The sequence below is a fragment of the Mycobacteroides sp. H001 genome (assembly GCF_001440005.1).
In the GTDB taxonomy this organism is placed as follows: Bacteria; Actinomycetota; Actinomycetes; order Mycobacteriales; family Mycobacteriaceae; genus Mycobacterium; species Mycobacterium gwanakae.
Map to the genome: position 1 here is coordinate 182,190 of NZ_LJYH01000038.1, position 17,410 is coordinate 199,599.

The window sequence follows — 17,410 nt, forward strand, 5'->3', positions numbered from 1 at the left end:
CGCCATGGCTTCTCGCGATCACGGTGATCCGGGCGATGCGCCCACCATTGCCCCGCCCCTGGAAGACGTCGCCAACCCGGCCCGGCCCTCGGCCGCCGAGGAGGCCAGAACGGTCGCGGCGTCTACGAACACCGCGACGCTGGCCAGTTTGTCAGCCGACGGTGACCCGTGGGCTTCATTGGTCACCTATGGGCTGCTGGGCGGAGCCCCCGTGCTCTGCGTATCGAAGATGGCCGAACACGGACGCAACCTGATACGTGATGCCAGAGCCAGCCTGTCCATCGTGGCGCCCAACGCGCCCGAGGATCCGTTGGCCAACACCCGGATCACCCTCGCCGGGAAGGTGCGGCGGCCTAGCGCCGAGGAGTTGTCCGCGGCGCGCGAGGCGCATATCGCGGCAGTGCCCGCCGCGCGGTACTACATCGACTACAGCGATTTCGCCGTCTGGATTCTGGATGTCGAACGCGTGCGCTGGGTGGGCGGCTATGGCCGCATGGACTCGGCCACCGGCGCCGATTACGACTCGGCCGCACCCGATCCCGTGTCGACGAAGGCCGCCGGTGCGGTTAGTCACCTCAACGACGACCACGGGCAGGCGTTGCTCGCGATGGCACAACGACTGGGTGGCTACCCCGATGCCACGGAGGCGCGTTGTGAGGGAGCGGACCGGTACGGGTTGGACATTCGGGTGAACACACCACGCGGTTGGTCCGTGACCCGAGTCGGCTACGTCAACCCCATTGACTCGCTTGACGAACTCCGGGGTGCGACCGTGCAACTGGCGCGGCTCTCGGCCCCGGGTACATAGCGCGCGGAGGTTTCGATGTCCACGAATCGGCAAGATTGTGGATAACTCGCGGTGCGGTCGAATGACTGTGGATAACAACAGAAGCCGACGTGTATCGAACTGATGTTCGACTACCGTTGTTGATGTGCCTCAGAGTGATCCGGCCGTGCGCGCGGCGTGGCTCGTCGAACGAATCGCCGAGCTAGAGCGGGTGAAAGCCGCCGCTGCCGCGGAACAGGCCTACGCGGCAGTGCTGCTCGACCGAGCTCGGCGCGAGGACGAGGCCGCTACCGGGGTGCCACGGCGACGCCAAGGCGTGGGTGTCGCCACCGAAATCGCCTTGGCGCGTCAAGATTCACCGGCCCGCGGCGGTCGTCATCTCGGCTTCGCGAAGGCGCTGGTGAACGAAATGCCCCACACGCTTGCGGCGTTGGAGTGCGGAGCGCTGAATGAATGGCGCGCGACCATTCTGGTGCGCGAGACCGCGTACCTTGCCGTCGAAGATCGGCAGAAGATCGACGTCGAGATGTGCGCGGACTCGTCCCGGCTACGGGGGATGGGCGATGCCCGCCTGACCGCGGAGGCGAAACGTCTGGCGTACCGACTCGATGCGGAGGCCGTGGTGCGCCGCGCGCGCCGGGCCGAGAACGAACGCCGGGTATCCATCCGACCGGCTCCCGACACCATGACGTACCTGACGGCGCTGCTCCCGGTGAAACAGGGTGTGGCGGTCTATGCGGCTCTCAAACGTGCCGCTGACGCATCGATGGATCCTGTCCGCGGCCAAGGGCAGATCATGGCAGACACTTTGGTGGAACGAGTGACTGGTGTGCCGTCGGCCGAGGCGGTTCCCGTGGGTGTGAACATCACGATCTCCGATGAGGCGCTACTGGGCGGCGGTGCCGAGCCCGCGACGATCGCGGGTCATGGGCCCATCCCGGCCGCTGTAGCGCGCCGGCTCATATCGGATGCCGTCAGCGCCGGTGTGAAGGTTCGCGCACGACGGCTGTACCGGCATTGCGGCACAGGCGCGCTGGTTGGTGCCGAGTCGCGAAGCCGTTTGTTCCCCAAGGCGCTGGCGGAGCTGATTGACCTGCGCGATCAGACCTGCCGGACGCCGTACTGCGATGCCCCGATTCGTCACCACGACCATGTTGTGGGCAGTGCTCGGGGTGGGGCTACCTCATTCGTGAACGGTCAAGGCCTCTGCGAGCGTTGCAATTACGTGAAGGAGTCCCCGGGATGGAGACATACTGTCGCGATCACGACTCCGACGGGATCGGTCTATCACTCGACCGCCCCGCCGCTGCCGTGAGTAAACGGCCACAAGGCGAGAACAAAGATGCCGACTACGGCGACCGGCGCAATGAACGGCAGCCAGGAGGAGTGTCCCGCCGGTATGGCTGCTGCGAGCAATGCCACGCAGCCGAAGAGTAGTGCGGGAAGGATCTGAGACGGCCATCGCCGGGTATACGCGACCGACAGGCATATCACGGCGGCCAGGCCGCAGAGCATCGCGACTACCGGGGAGACATCAGTGCGCGCCAAGACGACGATGACCAGCAGCACGGCCACGACCGCACCCGCTTTCACCGGCGTCGTCCCACTCGCGGGCGCCGCGGCAGCAAGTGCATGGCGTGGTTCAGTCCGGAGTCGTGGCTCCACCTGACCACGTCGACTCCCGTGACGGCGATATTGCGGTACATCCGTGAGCGTTCCAACCGCCACCAGCGGGCGACGATCGGATCAGGTTCTTCACGAAAGGGGGAATGGTCGAGCACGTCGACGACCAGGACCGGGTGCCCGCGCCGTCGAAGGTCGGTCAGTGCCAGCCCGAAATCGGCGTTCAGCAGGGTGGAAAATGCCACCACGATCGCGTTGGGTGGCATGGCGGCGCGCGGGGCAAGTGCACTGGTGCTGTGCGAATGCCACTCTCCGGCATCGAGAATGGCGTCAAGCAGGCGATAGAACTGATGGCGACCGATATCGGGGGTAAGCCATCGCGGGGCACTGCCCAGCAAGACCACGCCCGCCCGGTCGCCACGCTGCAACACCGACTGCACCAGCTGGGCGGCGCCGCGTGCGGACCGCTCTGTCGCTATCGTCGCCGGGCCCGACGGTTGCGGGTAAGTGTCGATCAGAACGACAACGTCGGCGGCGCGATCGGTGAGCCGGTCGGTGACATGCAACCGTCCCCGGCGCGCACTGACCCGCCAATTGACCGTGCGCAGTGAGTCACCCGGGACGTACTCGCGGATATCGGCGTACTCGACGCCGGGACCGTGATGCCGCGTGAGATGGGTGCCGATGCGGTCCGGAAGATCGGCGGGCGGCAGCGTGACGTCCTGTGGATCGGCCAACGGGTACACCCGCAGCTCGGCCACGGGCAGGCTCACCGGAGCCCCAACCCACAACCCGGATGCGGAGAGCGTCTGAACCTCAACGGCAAGGGTGTACCGGCCCCAGCGTTGCGCCGACGCACGCATCGTCACCTGGTTGGGCGCCGTCGCCTTATCCACGACGATCTGCAGACCGTCGACCGGCACCGCGCGCAGCCGGCGCACCACCGCCGGTTCGGCCGCCGCCACCGAGGCGGTGATCGTCACCGACTCAGACTCCAAGCACCGTAACGCTTCTGACTCGCCACAGACCCACACCCGCGCGGGTGCAGGTCGTTTGGCCGCCCCGACCAGCACACCGATGATCGGCGCCGCGAAAACGGCCAGCTGCCACCTGCCCGTCGCCATCGCCAGCGTCAACGCGATGCCTGCGCATGCGGCCAGCGCCGATACCAACGGAGATGCGCGCCAACTGATCATCCGGACGCTCGCGGTACCGGTAGCCGGTGCAGCAGCTCGTCGACCACATGCGCACCGGTGATGCGACGCACCCACATCTCGGGGCGCAGACTGATCCGGTGCGCCACCGCGGGCACCGCAAGCGCCTTGACGTCTTCGGGAATCACAAAGTCGCGGCCCAGCAGCATGGCGCGCGCCCGCGACATCTGCACCAGGTCCAGCTCGGCGCGCGGGCTGGCACCCACCTCGACATGTGAGTGCGTACGCGTCGCGGCGGCCAGCGCGACAATGTAGCGAAGCACATCCGGATGCACCGAAACGTGTTCCACGGCTTCCCGCATCATGACGAGGTCTTCGGCGGCGATCACCTGTGAGACCGATGGCTGTGCCGATCCCCGGCTCAGCCGGCGCTGCAGCATCTCGATCTCCAGGCCCTCGCTGAGGTATCCCAATTGCAGGCGGATCGCGAATCGGTCCAGCTGTGCTTCCGGCAGCGGATAGGTTCCCTCATACTCGATGGGGTTATCCGTTGCCAGGACCACGAAAGGTGATGGCAGTCGGCGAGTTTCACCGTCGATGCTGACCTGACCCTCCGCCATGGCCTCCAGCAGTGCCGATTGCGTCTTCGGTGGGGTCCGGTTGATCTCGTCTGCCAGCAGGAGATTCGTGAAGATCGGCCCGGTCCGAAACTCGAACCGCCCGGACGACATGTCGTAGATCGTGGAGCCCAGCAGATCCGCAGGCAGCAGATCGGGAGTGAATTGCACCCGGGCGAACTCGAGCCCCAGCGCGGCCGCGAACGACCGGGCGATCAGGGTCTTGCCCAGGCCCGGCAGATCCTCGATGAGGACATGCCCACGCGCGAGGATCGTCAGCAGAATCAGTTGCAACGCATCGCGTTTCCCGACCACCACCCGCTCGATCTCGGTCAGCACCGCGTCCGCGTGCTGGGTCGCGACGGAAACCGGAAGTGTCGTCACATCTGCTCCAAGCGTTCGAGTATCGACTGCAGTACCGCCCGGCCCGGGGCGGGCTCGGCGCGGTCCGTATGCGACGCGCCGTCCGGATCGACCCAACGCCACAACTCCGGGCCAAACGTCACGCGGCCGGTCTCGGCAAGTGCGGCGCGATCTTTCGACTGTCGATGACCCGCCGCCGTCTCGAAGTCGGCCGCGATCAACGGGCGAAGGTGCCTATCCCAGTCGCCGCGGGTCCGCTCCGCCCAGCTGATCCTCGCCTCGGCCCGTGCGAGCCATCGATACAAGGTCTCATCGGCCGCAAGGCTGGCCGGCGGTAACGGCTTGGGCCCGGGCGCGCTCCGCAGCTGCCTCCACAGCAGATAGAGAGCGACGGCGACTACCGCGCCGGTGATCGCAAGAGTGTGCGCGCGCAGCGGGCTGGCAGCCACACAGGCCTCGGCCACGATCACCATCAGCAGTACGGCCGCCACGAGCCACTTCATGGCCTACTCCGCAGGTCATCCAGCACGGTCTGGAGCCATCGCACCGCGGACTCACGATCGGTCTGGGTCATCCGGTGCGGGCTGAATCGGGCCTCCGAGAAGAGCGAGACAAGCTGAGTACCCGCCTGCGATTGCAGGGCGCCGAGATGGACCGCTCGCTGCAACACTTCCGACGGGGTATCGGAGGCAAGCGGCGCTGCCTCGGGTGCCGCAGTAAGCCCCTGCTCCATGGCCGCGTAGCAGGCGATGATCGATGCGCGCGGATCACGCCCCGGTTCGGCCACCTCGGCGAGACCGAGTTCAACGAGGTGAGCCAGTGATCCTGGTGCGGCATCGGCGGCCCCGGCTTCCCCGGACGGATCTCCGTCGGCCTCCACGATGTCCGGGTCGTTGCGCCGCAACACGAAAACCATGACGGCAATACCGATCAACACCACCCCCAGGACCACCATGGGCATTCCGGGCTCGTCCCGTTCCGGCACGTCGCCGGGTGCCTTGCGCGGCGGGGCGTCAGCGGGCCGGCTCGGCGCGGACGTGCCCGGAACAGATTCCCGCACCGGTGGATTACCGGTCGGCCTGCTCAGATAGAGCGACATCCATGCCGCACCCATCAGGACAAGTGCGCTGGTGGTCGCGATGAGAGCCTCGCGTCGGGTCAAACCCCGGAACCTTAGATACGACGGGCTCTCCGTCGGCACCGGCATGCCGGGGCGGCGCTTGCGCAGACTCAACAGGATGAGGATGGCTGCGACGCCACATAGCAAGAGCTGCAACGCTATTGAATGTGACTCATCGCGAGGCTCTTCGGGCCGGGGGAGCACCTTGGTGTCCGGCGGCAGGTAGCTGCGCAGTGCGACAACCGATAACGCGACCAGGACGATGACCCCGCTCGCTCGTAAGAACAGTCTGTTGTCACTGTTCATGCCTCATCGTCACATGTAGAGGGCCGTTCGCGTCAGCAGACGGTCACGAATAGGTGCCCTCGGGAATGAGGTTCGTGATGCAGAAGGGGTGACCGGCCGGGTCGATCAGCACCCGCCATCCGCCCGGATTCGGCTGGGTTTCGGCCTTGGTCGCGCCGAGCCCCAGAATGCGCGCCTCTTCGGCATCCAGATCTGTGGCCGCCAGTTCGAGATGCAGTTGTTTCGGGACCGCGCCTGCCGGCCAGTCCGGCACGCGATGGTCTGCCACGCGCTGAAAGGTCAGCAGCACTGCGGCACCCTTCACCGCGACGAACTCCTCGCTTTCGAACAGTATCTCCAGGTCAAGGACCTGCTGATAGAACCGGGCCAGCGCCGCCGGGTCCGTGCAGTCGATCGATATCGCGCCCAGTCGAGCTGTTGTCGTCATGGTGATGAGCTTGTCACGAGTACGATGACCGCGCGGACGAGTTGGCCGGGCGGCCGCGAGCGGCGGGAGAAATCCCGCGGCACGAGGAAAGTCCGGACTTCACAGAGCAGGGTGATTGCTAACGGCAATCCGAGGTGACTCGCGGGACAGTGCCACAGAAAACAGACCGCCACCCGCAAGGGTGGTAAGGGTGAAACGGTGCGGTAAGAGCGCACCAGCGGGCCGGGTGACCGGTTCGGCTCGGTAAACCCCACCCGAAGCAAGGCCAAAAGGTTGTGCTTGCACAGCTGCGGAAGTGTTTGAGGGCTGCTCGCCCGAGCTTCCGGGTAGGCCGCTTGAGGTACCCGGCGACGGTGTGCCCAGATGGATGGTCGCCGCTGCGCGGCCGCGGCTAGCCCGCGGCTGTGCGGAACAGGATCCGGCTTACAGGCCAACTCGCCCGCCTCTCAGCCTGGATTAGTCTGGGTTGGTGACGTTGAAGCGGCTGGTTGCCCGCGACCTCGGCTTCGACGGCATTCGTGCCGAGTTCACGCTCCCCGCCGAATTCGGCCCCGACGCCCAGCGCGACGCCGCCCAGGCCGTCGACCGTCACCACGCCGAGCGCATCGACCGCACTGATCTGGAGCTGGTGACCATCGATCCACCCGGAGCGCGCGATCTGGATCAGGCTCTGCACCTGGAACGCACCGCCGACGGATATCTCCTGCATTACGCCATCGCGGACGTGGCCGCGCAGATCGAGCCCGGCAGCGCGCTGGATATCGAGGCGCGACAGCGCGGCGAGACCATCTATCTGCCCGACGGCTCGGTGCCGCTGCATCCCTTGGTGTTCTCCGAGGGCTCGGCGAGCCTGCTACCGAACGAAGTTCGGCCTGCCGCGTTGTGGCGCATCGAAACCGATGCCGCTGCCAACCCGGTCAGCTGGAGCGTCCAGCGCGCCCTGGTGAAATCCGTGCGACAGCTGACCTACCGGGAGGCCCAGGATGCGGCCGAGGCCGGCAATCCTCACCCCTCGATTGCCCTGCTGCCTGAGTTCGGCCGCAAGAGAAGAGATCTCGGTCTCGCGCGGGGTGCCATCGAACTGAACCTCCCCGCACAGGAAGTGGTGCGCGGATCCAGCGGCGACTGGGAGCTGGCCATCGAGGCGCGCACCGACACCGATGGCTGGAACGCGCAGATATCGCTGCTCACCGGCATCTGCGCGGCGCAGATCATGCTCGACGGCGGCATCGGCATGCTGCGTACGCTGCCGCCCGCGGACGGCGACGTGCGGCGATGGATGCGTCGCACCGCCGAGGCGCTGGGGCTGCCCTGGACAAAGGACACCCCGATCGGAGCTCAGCTGGCCGCACTCGATCCCTGCGCCACAACAACATTGGCGATGATGACGCAGGCCACAACGCTCCTGCGGGGTGCCTCCTATCTGGTGTTCGACGGAAACCGGCCGGACGATCAGGTCGCGGGGCATGCGGGCATCGCCGCTCCCTACGCGCACGTGACCGCGCCGTTGCGACGGCTGGGGGACCGGTTTGTCACCGAAATCTGTCTGGCACTGTCGGCCGGCACACCGGTGCCGCAGTGGGCGCGCGACGGTCTACCGGATGTCAGATCCTCGCTGCTGACCTCGAATACGTTGGCCAACAAGGTGGAACAGGCGTGTGTGGATCTCACCGAGGCCACCGTGCTTGCCCCGCAGAAGGGGCAGACCTTCGATTCGGCGGTGCTACGCGGCGCCGAAAAGAAGCGATTCGCAGAGGTCTTCGTGACAGATCCGCCCATCCTTGCCCGCTGCGAGGGCGATCCGCCCGAGGGGCAGCGCGCGAAACTCACCCTGCGTGAAGCAGATCCGGGCACCCGGACCGTGCTGTTCGGCTTCCCGGCAGAGGGCAGCTGATCACTTTTTGTGGCGCACGGCCTTGCGGAGTGCCTTGAGCGTCGCCTCCACCTGGTGGCGTGCGGTCTCGGCGGCATCATGCTCGCGCTGGTACAGCACCCCGTAGGTGAAGGTGTCCTCGCCGGCGGCGTGCGCCTCGTTGGCCTGCGTGGCGAGATAAGCGCGGCTCACGGTGCTGTCCTGATGCTCACCCAGTAGTTCCTGAATGTCCTTGGCCGCCTGGGAGACTCGCTTGGCGCCCTCTGCGCTGGCCACATAGCGCAACCGCTTGGCCGACTTGCGGATGCGATGCAGGGCCTCGTCGCGGTATTCGCCCTCGGCACGCGCGGCCGCCCGCGCCGCCCGGCGCACCTTGCGGTACGCGGCATCGAGCGTTCCGCCTTCGTCCGAGTGGTGAGTGTCCGATGCCGGTCCGGCGGAGGTGACCAACGCATCCAGGGAATCGAGCAGCCGGAAGTAGCGATGACTGCGCATCGCCGCCAACGACCGGCGTAACCCGTTGTCGTAGTTCTGCCTGGCGGCGTCCACCAGTCGTTCGTGCACCGGGCCACGGATGAGTGTTTCGGGGAGCTCGGAGAGTGCTGCGTCATACCGCTGCGCGAGTACCTCCGCGTCGCGTGCCACCCCGAGAATGTTGGCCAGCAGGCGGAGCTCATCGAGCGCCTCGGGATTGGCGTCCAGACCGAAGCGCTCGGGGTTGGACTGCAGGAGGCTGCGGATGCGCCGGATGGTGACCCGCATCTGGTGCACCGAATCGTCGGTGTCCACCCGTACCGCTCGGTCCCAGCCGAGCAGTTGATCTAGCTGTTCGAGTAGTGCGCGCTGGATCGAGTCCGTGCCTTTCCGCTCGCGTTTGGGCACGTCAAGAACGCGAGCCAACTTTGATCCGTGGCCGGCAGGGGCCGCCCCGGCATCCAGCAGACGTGCGGTGACCCTGTCGAACAGCGTGGGGTCCCCGAACTCCGAGAGCTCCAGCTCCCATTCACGCCAGCTCTGTTCAGAGTCTTCCTCGGCACCCATGAGCCGCGCGGCGGTCACCTGGTCATCGCAGAATTCGGCGAGCTGCTCGCCGTGGGCACCGATCAGCCGGGACACGGTGCGCACGGTGCTGATGCGGGCTATGGGTGCCAGCGCATCCTCGCGCACGACCGCGAGCACGGTGTCCCGCAGCTCTTCCGGGACCGCGTCCTCGCCGTCATTCAGGGGCAGCCGCAGCTCTGTTCGGGTGTCCGGGCCGGCCGGCAACTTCAGGTGCCATCCGGCGTCGGTGCCGCCGGTGCGGCGTCGCAAGGTGATCTTGTGCTGAGCCAGCCGCTGATCGGGGGTGTCAAAGTACACGGCGTCCAAATTTTGCTGGGGCTGCAGCTCGACCTGCGCGACGGCGGAAATTCCGTCGAATGAGGGATTGATGGTCGCGTCCGTGACGTCGAACTTCCGCTCGACCTCGACGTGTTGAGATGGCATGAGAGGTGTGCCCTGACGGTCGAAGGGACGGGATGCTCAGCGTGTGCGGGCGAGGCGAGTATGCGACACGGTGCCACATTCAGGTAAACAATGGTCACGAGTCGTCACGGGGTAATCTAAGATTCTCTTAGGGTTCTCATAAGGTCGGGGTATCAGATTTGGGAAGCGATATTCGTCTAGCACCGCGTGTGGTGCCGGGTGTCAGTGTTGCCTGGTCGGTATTGTCCCCCTTATGGGCCGCCAGTCGTGTTCACAGCTAGACCGAGGTCACCATGAAGTTACGCGTTGAGGAGTACTTGGACGGCAAAGGTGCCATCACCTTGCCAGACGGTTACACCGTCAACTACTACCTTGAGCGTGCCGTCGAACAGCTGGGCGACACATTCGCGTACCGATACCTGGACTTCAATGCGAACTCCGATGGCGAACCCAACGATCTCAACTGGACACAGCTTGGCCAGCGCTCGCAAGCCGTAGCGGCACGGCTGCAGCAAGTCACCAAGCCCGGTGATCGTGTCGCGATCCTGGCTCCGCAGGGCATCGACTATGTGATCGGTTTCTATGCTGCCATCGAGGCAGGCAACATTGCCGTTCCACTGTTTGCTCCGGAGCTTCCTGGCCACTCCGAACGGCTGGATGCGGTACTCACCGATGCGCAGCCCACCGTGGTGCTGACCAACAATGCCGCCGCGGAATCGGTCAGCAGATTTGTCCGCGGGCTGCCCCGGGAACGGCGCCCCCGTGTGGTCGCGGTCGACAGCGTCCCCGATTCGGTGGCCGCCACCTACGTCAAGGTCACACCGGACACCGATGACATCGCATACCTGCAGTACACCTCAGGATCGACCCGGGTTCCCGCCGGTGTGGAGATCACGCACCGTGCGGTGATGACCAACGTTCTGCAGATGATCATCTCGGTGGGCCTGGATGACAGCATCCGCAGTGTCAGCTGGCTGCCGCTGTACCACGACATGGGCCTGCTGATGATTCTGTTCCCGCTGTGCGGCGGCCGGATCACCTTGATGTCGCCGGTGTCGTTCGTGCGCCGTCCCGGACGGTGGATCAAGGAACTGGCCGCCGAGGCGCACCTGGGCCGAACCTTCGCCGCCGCACCGAACTTCGCCTTCGAGCTGGCCGCCGAGCGCGGTCTGCCCAAGGACAACGAGGAACTCGATCTGAGCAATGTCGCGGGTCTGATCAACGGTTCCGAGCCGGTGAGCATCTCCTCGATCCGCAAGTTCAACGACGCTTTCGGGCCCTACGGACTGCCGCCGACGACCATCAAGCCTTCCTACGGCATGGCCGAGGCGACGCTGTTCGTGTCCACCATTCCTTCCGACGCCGAGGCCTCGGTGGTGTACCTGGATCGCAGGGAGCTGGGCAACGGCCGTGCCGTCCGGGTCGCCGAGGACGATGAGCATGCGGTTCCGCAGGTGTCCTGCGGCAAGATCTCCCGCAGCCAGTGGGCCGTGATCGTCAACCCCAATGCCGATACTGAGCTGGCCGACGGCGAAGTCGGGGAGATCTGGCTGCACGGCGATAACCTCGGCCGCGGTTACTGGGGCAGGCCCAAGGAAACCGACTTCTCCTTCCGTAACAAGCTGCAGGCCCGGCTCGACCAGGGCAGCCATGCCACCGGCACCGAGCCCGGCGCTACCTGGTTCCGCACCGGCGACCTGGGTGTGTACCTCGACGGTGAGCTGTACATCACCGGACGGGTCAAGGATCTGGTCATCATCGATGGCCGTAACCACTATCCGCAGGACATCGAGGCCACCGTCGAGGAAGCCTCACCGGCGGTGCGACGCGGTTTCGTGGCGGCGTTCTCGGTGCCCGCGGACGAGCTGCCCGCTGGCGTCGATCAGGGTAACGGCACGGGGGAGCGGGTGGTCATCGTGGCCGAGCGTGCGGCGGGCGCGGGCCGTGCGGCACCGGAGCCCATTGTCGATGCGATCCGCGCGGCGGTATCGCGGCGGCACAACCTGCCCATCGCGGACATCCAGCTGGTTCAGGCAGGCGCTATACCGCGTACCACCAGCGGAAAGCTCGCACGCCGAGCCTGCCGCCAGGAATACCTGGACAACAAACTCGGCGTGCGCGCCTAGCTTGGCGTGATCTGTCAGTAGCTGTGCTCGGGAGCGGGGAAGACCCCGCGCGCCACCTCGTCGGCATACTGCTCGGCGGCCTTGCGCAATTCCGCGCCGACCTGGCCGAACTGCTTGACGAACTTGGCGGTCTTGCCGCTGGTCATACCGGCCATGTCCTGCCACACCAGCACCTGGGCGTCGCATTCCCGGCCCGCGCCGATGCCGACGGTCGGGATGGTGAGCTTGCCGGTGATCTGCGTTGCCAGCTCGGCCGGCACCATCTCCATCACCACGGCAATGGCTCCGGCTTCCTGTACCGCGATGGCATCGTGAATGAGCTGTGCGGCGGCATCGTCGCGGCCCTGAACGCGGTATCCGCCAAGGCCGTTCACACTCTGCGGAGTGAACCCGATATGTGCCACCACGGGAATCCCGGCAGCGGTCAGCGTGGCGATCTGCTCGGCAACACGTTCTCCGCCTTCGAGTTTCACCGCATGCGCGCCGGCTTCCTTCATGAACCTGGTCGCGCTCGCCAGGGCCTGAGCGGCCCCACCCTCATAGGAGCCGAAGGGTAGGTCGGCGACCACCAGCGCCTCGGTGGCCCCGCGAACCACCCCGCGCACCAAAGGAATCAGCTCGTCGATGGTGATCGGCACGGTGGTGTCGTACCCGTACACCACATTCGCGGCCGAATCCCCGACCAGCAGAACGGGAATCCCGGCCTCATTGAAAATCCGTGCGGTCGAGTAGTCGTACGCGGTGAGCATCGACCACTTGTGGCCCTCGGCCTTCCACTTCTGCAAGTGGTGCACCCGGGTCTTGGTACGAGGCTTCTGGGAAGTCTCGGAAGCAGCGCCATACAAGGCAGATTCAGACATCGGTGTCTCTTTCGTTCGTCTCCTCAAGGCCCATCCGGGTCCCTGGGTTTCTAACGATGTTCAGTCTGCCACCGGGCGGCGAAGAGATGAACAACTGAGCGGGTGGACTTGGTCACACCTGCGGTCACGGCATTCGGGCACGAGGGGCTACCGGCTCGCCTAACATCGGCCGCATGCAGCGGCTTTCCGGACTCGACGCCAGTTTTCTCTATCTCGAAACACCGACTCAGCCGATGCACGTGTGCGGCGTACTGGAACTAGACACCACGACTATTCCTGGTGGCTACTCGTTCGAGAAACTGCGAGCGAAGCTGATCGAACGGGTCGAGGGCATCTCCTCATTCACCGAGAAGCTCGCCGACAGCCGCCTGAACCTGGACCACCCGGTGTGGGTCGACGATGACGACTTCGACATCGACCGGCACCTGCACCACGTCGGCCTGCCCGCGCCCGGCGGCAAGGCCGAGATCTCCGATATGTGTGGGCATATCGCGTCATTGCCCTTGGATCGCGCCCGGCCGCTGTGGGAAATGTGGGTCATAGAAACCGGCGACACCAATCGGCTCGTGGTCATGACCAAGATGCATCACGCCTCCGTCGACGGCGTCACCGGAGCCAACTTGATGTCGGCGCTGTGCGGTCTGGAACCCGATGCCCAGGCGCCCGAGCCCGCGCCAGGAGTCGGCGGCGCCAACAGCCTCGAGATCGCGATCACCGGCGCCATCAAATGGGCCTCGCGGCCGCTGAAATTCGCCAAGCTGCTGCCCTCGACCATCGGAGTCATCCCGGCCTGGCTGGAGCGCTCCAAACGCGGCGAGGCCATGACGGCGCCGTTTTCGGCGCCGCGCACCTCGTTCAACTCCACGATCACCAGCCGCCGCAACGTCGGCTACGCCCAACTGGATCTGGAAGACGTGCGCGCGGTCAAGAACCACTTCGGCGTCAAGGTCAACGACGTCGTGATGGCCATCTGCGCCGGTGCTCTGCGCAAGTACCTGGACGACCGCGGAGAGCTTCCTGACAGCTCGCTGGTGGCCATGGTTCCGGTCTCGGTGCACGAGAAATCGGACCGCCCGGGCCGCAACCAGGTGTCGGGCATGTTCTCCCGGCTGGAGACCAACGTGGACGACCCTGTCGAACGCCTCAACGCGATCTCCGAGGCCAACACGGTGGCCAAGGAGCACACCGCGGTATTGGGCGCGACGCTGCTGCAGGACTGGAGCCAGTTCGCGGCGCCCGCCGTGTTCGGCACCGCGATGCGTGTCTATTCGCGCATCCGGCTGGCCGACCGCCATCCGGTGATCCACAACCTGGTGGTCTCCAACGTGCCGGGACCCCAAGTGCCGCTGTACTTCTTGGGTGCCCAGGTGGTCGGTATGTATCCGTTGGGCCCGATCTTCCACGGTGCCGCACTCACCGTCACGGTGATGTCGCTGGACGGGAAACTCAACGTCGGCCTGATTTCCTGCCCCGATCTGATGCCCGACCTTTCCACCCTGACCGACGATTTCGGCGTGGCGCTGCAGGAGCTGAAGGCTCGGATCTAGTCTCTTCTGGCACCATGGCTGAATGATGTTTCGTGGTCGGCGGGTTGCTGCCGTATTGGCTCTTGCCTCGGTAGTAGCCGTCGTCTCTGGTTGTGTGCGGTCAGTAGAAGGTCAGGCCATGGCGGCTCAGCCGTCGGAAACCACCCTCAGTTGGGGGGACTGTGACGGCTTCACCCCGGAAAACACGACGGTGCCGGCGAGCACCGTGTGCTCGGAACTCGAGGTGCCCGTCGACTACGCCAAGCCGGACGGGGCGAAGGCGCGGCTGGCGATCATCAAGTACCCGGCCAAGGGCAAGCGCATCGGATCGCTGCTGATGAACCCGGGCGGCCCCGGCCAATCGGGCATCGAGGCCGCGACCGCCATCGTCAAGCAGGTACCCAAGGACATCCGTGACAGCTTCGACTTCATCGGATTCGATCCGCGTGGTGTCGGGTCGTCCACGCCGGCCGTCGAGTGCAACTCCGACCAGGACGTAGATCGCCTGCGCGCGCAGAACGACACCGACTACAGCCCTGAGGGCGTCGCACGCATGGAGCAGGACTCCAAGGACTTCGTGAAGCGCTGCGTCGACAAGGTGGGGCTGGAGTTCCTCGCCAATGTCGGCACCGTGAACGTCGCCAAGGATATGGACCGGCTCCGTGCCGCTCTCGGCGACGAGAAGCTGACCTATCTGGGCTACTCGTACGGCACCCGGATCGGTACCACGTATGCCGAGCAGTTCCCGCAGAACGTGCGGGCACTCATCCTCGACGGGGTGATCGACCCCAACGCCGATCCCACCCAGGCAGATATCGACCAGATCGCTGGGTTCCAAAAGGCTTTCGACAACTACGCGGCAGACTGCGCCAAGAGCCCGAGCTGCCCGCTGGGGACCGATCCGGCTCAGGCGACCGCGCGCTATCGGGCGATGATCGATCCGTTGGTCGATCACCCGGCCAAGACCAAGGACGGTCGTGGCCTGTCCCACGGCGACGCCATCATCGGAACCATCATGGTGATGTACTCACCCACATTGTGGGAGGCGTTCACCAAGGCGCTGCGTCAGCTCAGCGAGGGCTCCGGCGACATCCTGCAGCTGCTCGCCGATGCGTATATGAAGCGCGATGAAGACGGCCACTACAGCCACGCGCAGGACGCGCAGACCGCCATCAACTGTGTCGACGAACCGCCGGAGACCGACCGTGCCAAGGCCGTCGAGAAGGACCGCCGCATCCGTGAGGTGGCACCGTTCCAGGACTACGGCCAATTCACCGGGAACGCACCGCTGGGAGTGTGTGCGTTCTGGCCGGTACCGCCGACGAGCAAGCCGCACCCCATCAACGTGCCCGGTCTGCCCAAACTGCTGGTGGTCTCCACCACCTTCGATCCGGCAACCCCGTACCAGGCAGGCGTTGAGCTGGCCAAACAGCTTGGCGGAGGCCTGCTGACCTACGAGGGGACCAAGCACACCATCGTGTTTGACGGGAATCAGTGCGTCGACAAAGCGGCGGAGACATATCTCATCAAGGTCACGACTCCGGCTGAAGGCGCCCGCTGCTGATCCCTTTTGGCGTCCGACATGGCACGATGTGGCCCATGATGCGGATGCGCCGGGCGTTGCCGGTGATTCTTTTGGTGTTCTCGGCTGCGTTCTCGGCGGGCCCCGTCATCCCGGCAGCCGCCGTTCCGTTGCCGGCGCCGAGCCCGTCGCTGCAGGCGTTCTACGACCAGAAGGTGGTCTGGGGCGGCTGCGACGGCTTTGTCAGCGACACCAGCCGCATCCCGACAGCGCGGTGCGCCAAGGTGAAGGTGCCCGTCAGCTACGACAAGCTGATGGGCGCGGTCGCCGAGCTGGCCGTGCTCAAGGTGCCCGCCTCCGGCAAGCGCATCGGCGCACTGCTGGTCAACCCGGGCGGCCCTGGTGGATCGGGTGTGGACCTGGCGGCCGGTATGGGCGCCAAGCTCGGTGACGCCGCGATCGGGCAGAGCTTCGACATCGTTGGATTCGACCCGCGCGGTGTCGGCGGCTCGACGCCCACCCTGCGGTGCCGCACCGATGCCGAATTCGATGCCTTCCGCAAGGAGCCGCTGGCCGACTACAGCCAGGCCGGAGTCGCCCACATCGAGGACGTGTACCGCCAATACGTCAACGAATGCGCGCAGCGGATGGGGCTGGACTTTCTCGCCAATGCCGGAACCGCCTCGGCGGCAAGGGATATGGACATCATCAGGGCGGCAGTCGGCGACAGCAAGCTGAACTACCTGGGCTACTCCTACGGCACCGAGCTGGGCACCCAGTACGCCGAGTACTTCCCGCAGAATGTGCGCACGATGGTCCTGGACGGTGCGATCGACCCGACCATCGACCCCGTCGAGTCCAACGTGCGGCAGATGACGGGATTCCAGGTGGCGTTCAACGACTACGCCGCCGACTGTGCCAAGGATCCCAAGTGCCCGTTGGGGACCGACCCCTCGCAGGCCGTGAAGCGTTTCCACCAGCTGATCGATCCGTTGGTGGCCAAGCCCGCGAAGACCAATGATCCACGCGGCCTGAGCTACCAGGACGCCATCACCGGCACCATCCAGGCGATGTACACGCCGCGGTACTGGAAGTACCTCACCTCCGGGCTGGCAGGACTGGTCGACGGCAGCGGACCCGATGACCTGCTGTGGCTGGCCGACCAGTACCAGGAGCGTGACGATCAGGGGCGCTACGACAACCTGCAGGACGCCTTCAACTCGATTCGGTGCGTCGACGGGCCGACCCCGAGGGATTCCGCACCCTGGGTGGCCGCCGACAAACGACTGCGCGAGCAGGCGCCGTTCTCGAGCTACGGCACCTTCACCGGCTACGCCCCGCGTGATTTGTGCGCCTTCTGGCCGGTAGCCCCGACCTCATCCCCCCACACCCCGTCGACTCCCGGACTGCCGCCGGTGGTGGTCATCTCCACGACTCACGACCCCGCCACCCCCTATGAGGCGGGAGTGGCACTGGCACAGCAATTGAACGGATCGCTCATCAGCTACGAGGGCACCCAGCACACCGTCGCGTTCAACGGCGAGGCATGCGTCGACGAAGCGGTCACGCGCTACTTCGTGGACGACATCGTGCCCCCCAGGGACTTGCGGTGCTGAGCATCCGTGCTCGTCTAGGCCGGATG

The 17,410-nt window shown here is 65.8% G+C and carries 14 protein-coding genes, 1 other RNA gene and 1 pseudogene; 8 read left to right on the top strand and 8 right to left on the bottom strand.

The features are described from left to right. Nucleotides 1–4: 4 nt before the first annotated feature. Entirely contained in the window at nucleotides 5–808 is an 804-nt protein-coding gene (locus tag AOT83_RS19355) for a DUF2470 domain-containing protein (RefSeq protein ID WP_057966250.1), read from the top strand. Between the two features lie 124 nt (nucleotides 809–932). Next, on the top strand, nucleotides 933–2,102 hold the full coding sequence (locus AOT83_RS19360; RefSeq protein ID WP_057966251.1) for a DUF222 domain-containing protein: 1,170 nt from the start codon (nucleotides 933–935) through the stop codon (nucleotides 2,100–2,102). On the opposite strand, the pseudogene AOT83_RS19365 reads toward AOT83_RS19360, so the two are convergent. The 6 genes and pseudogenes from AOT83_RS19365 to AOT83_RS19390 form a co-directional block, all read right to left on the bottom strand. Further along, a pseudogene (locus AOT83_RS19365) lies at nucleotides 2,075–2,368 on the bottom strand (hypothetical protein); the annotation flags it as partial. The gene AOT83_RS19360 and the pseudogene AOT83_RS19365 overlap by 28 nt on opposite strands. 8 nt (nucleotides 2,369–2,376) lie before the next feature. Further along, entirely contained in the window at nucleotides 2,377–3,606 is a 1,230-nt protein-coding gene (locus AOT83_RS19370; RefSeq protein WP_057966252.1) for a DUF58 domain-containing protein, read from the bottom strand. Next, nucleotides 3,603–4,565, bottom strand: coding sequence for a MoxR family ATPase (locus AOT83_RS19375; protein WP_057966253.1), 963 nt, complete (start codon nucleotides 4,563–4,565; stop codon nucleotides 3,603–3,605). The genes AOT83_RS19370 and AOT83_RS19375 overlap by 4 nt, the downstream gene beginning before the upstream one ends. Then, the gene (locus AOT83_RS19380) at nucleotides 4,562–5,047 is read right to left on the bottom strand and encodes a hypothetical protein (protein ID WP_030095408.1); all 486 of its coding nucleotides are present in this window, start codon (nucleotides 5,045–5,047) and stop codon (nucleotides 4,562–4,564) included. Before AOT83_RS19380 ends, AOT83_RS19375 begins: the two co-directional genes overlap by 4 nt. Beyond that, nucleotides 5,044–5,970: a DUF4129 domain-containing protein gene (locus tag AOT83_RS19385; protein WP_057966254.1), complete on the bottom strand. Its 927-nt coding sequence runs from the start codon at nucleotides 5,968–5,970 to the stop codon at nucleotides 5,044–5,046. Before AOT83_RS19385 ends, AOT83_RS19380 begins: the two co-directional genes overlap by 4 nt. A 43-nt stretch (nucleotides 5,971–6,013) precedes the next feature. Then, nucleotides 6,014–6,397, bottom strand: a complete 384-nt coding sequence (locus AOT83_RS19390; RefSeq protein ID WP_057966255.1) for a VOC family protein — start codon at nucleotides 6,395–6,397, stop codon at nucleotides 6,014–6,016. A gap of 37 nt (nucleotides 6,398–6,434) precedes the next feature. Between AOT83_RS19390 and rnpB the strand changes: the two genes are divergently transcribed. Next, nucleotides 6,435–6,839, top strand: an RNA gene (gene rnpB, locus AOT83_RS19545) — RNase P RNA component class A. Between the two features lie 27 nt (nucleotides 6,840–6,866). Further along, nucleotides 6,867–8,291: an RNB domain-containing ribonuclease gene (locus tag AOT83_RS19395; protein WP_030095411.1), complete on the top strand. Its 1,425-nt coding sequence runs from the start codon at nucleotides 6,867–6,869 to the stop codon at nucleotides 8,289–8,291. Here AOT83_RS19395 and AOT83_RS19400 read toward each other — a convergent pair whose 3' ends face one another. Continuing rightward, complete coding sequence (locus tag AOT83_RS19400; protein ID WP_057966256.1) at nucleotides 8,292–9,755, bottom strand: CYTH and CHAD domain-containing protein; 1,464 nt, start codon at nucleotides 9,753–9,755, stop codon at nucleotides 8,292–8,294. A 272-nt stretch (nucleotides 9,756–10,027) separates the two neighbouring features. Between AOT83_RS19400 and AOT83_RS19405 the strand changes: the two genes are divergently transcribed. Then, nucleotides 10,028–11,860: a fatty acyl-AMP ligase gene (locus tag AOT83_RS19405; protein WP_030095413.1), complete on the top strand. Its 1,833-nt coding sequence runs from the start codon at nucleotides 10,028–10,030 to the stop codon at nucleotides 11,858–11,860. A 14-nt stretch (nucleotides 11,861–11,874) separates the two neighbouring features. Here the strand turns inward: AOT83_RS19405 and panB are convergent, their stop codons facing one another. Then, nucleotides 11,875–12,720: a 3-methyl-2-oxobutanoate hydroxymethyltransferase gene (panB, locus tag AOT83_RS19410; RefSeq protein WP_030095414.1), complete on the bottom strand. Its 846-nt coding sequence runs from the start codon at nucleotides 12,718–12,720 to the stop codon at nucleotides 11,875–11,877. A gap of 173 nt (nucleotides 12,721–12,893) precedes the next feature. Here panB and AOT83_RS19415 point away from each other — a divergent pair, with 173 nt between their 5' ends. Genes AOT83_RS19415 through AOT83_RS19425 form a run of 3 tightly spaced genes read left to right on the top strand, consistent with a single transcriptional unit; the run spans nucleotide 12,894 to nucleotide 17,384 of the window. Then, complete coding sequence (locus AOT83_RS19415) at nucleotides 12,894–14,267, top strand: wax ester/triacylglycerol synthase family O-acyltransferase (RefSeq protein WP_030095415.1); 1,374 nt, start codon at nucleotides 12,894–12,896, stop codon at nucleotides 14,265–14,267. Nucleotides 14,268–14,292: 25 nt separating this feature from the next. Then, nucleotides 14,293–15,810, top strand: coding sequence for an alpha/beta hydrolase (locus tag AOT83_RS19420; RefSeq protein ID WP_044104654.1), 1,518 nt, complete (start codon nucleotides 14,293–14,295; stop codon nucleotides 15,808–15,810). A gap of 35 nt (nucleotides 15,811–15,845) precedes the next feature. Next, the gene (locus AOT83_RS19425; protein WP_057966257.1) at nucleotides 15,846–17,384 is read left to right on the top strand and encodes an alpha/beta hydrolase; all 1,539 of its coding nucleotides are present in this window, start codon (nucleotides 15,846–15,848) and stop codon (nucleotides 17,382–17,384) included. Nucleotides 17,385–17,410 lie beyond the last annotated feature (26 nt).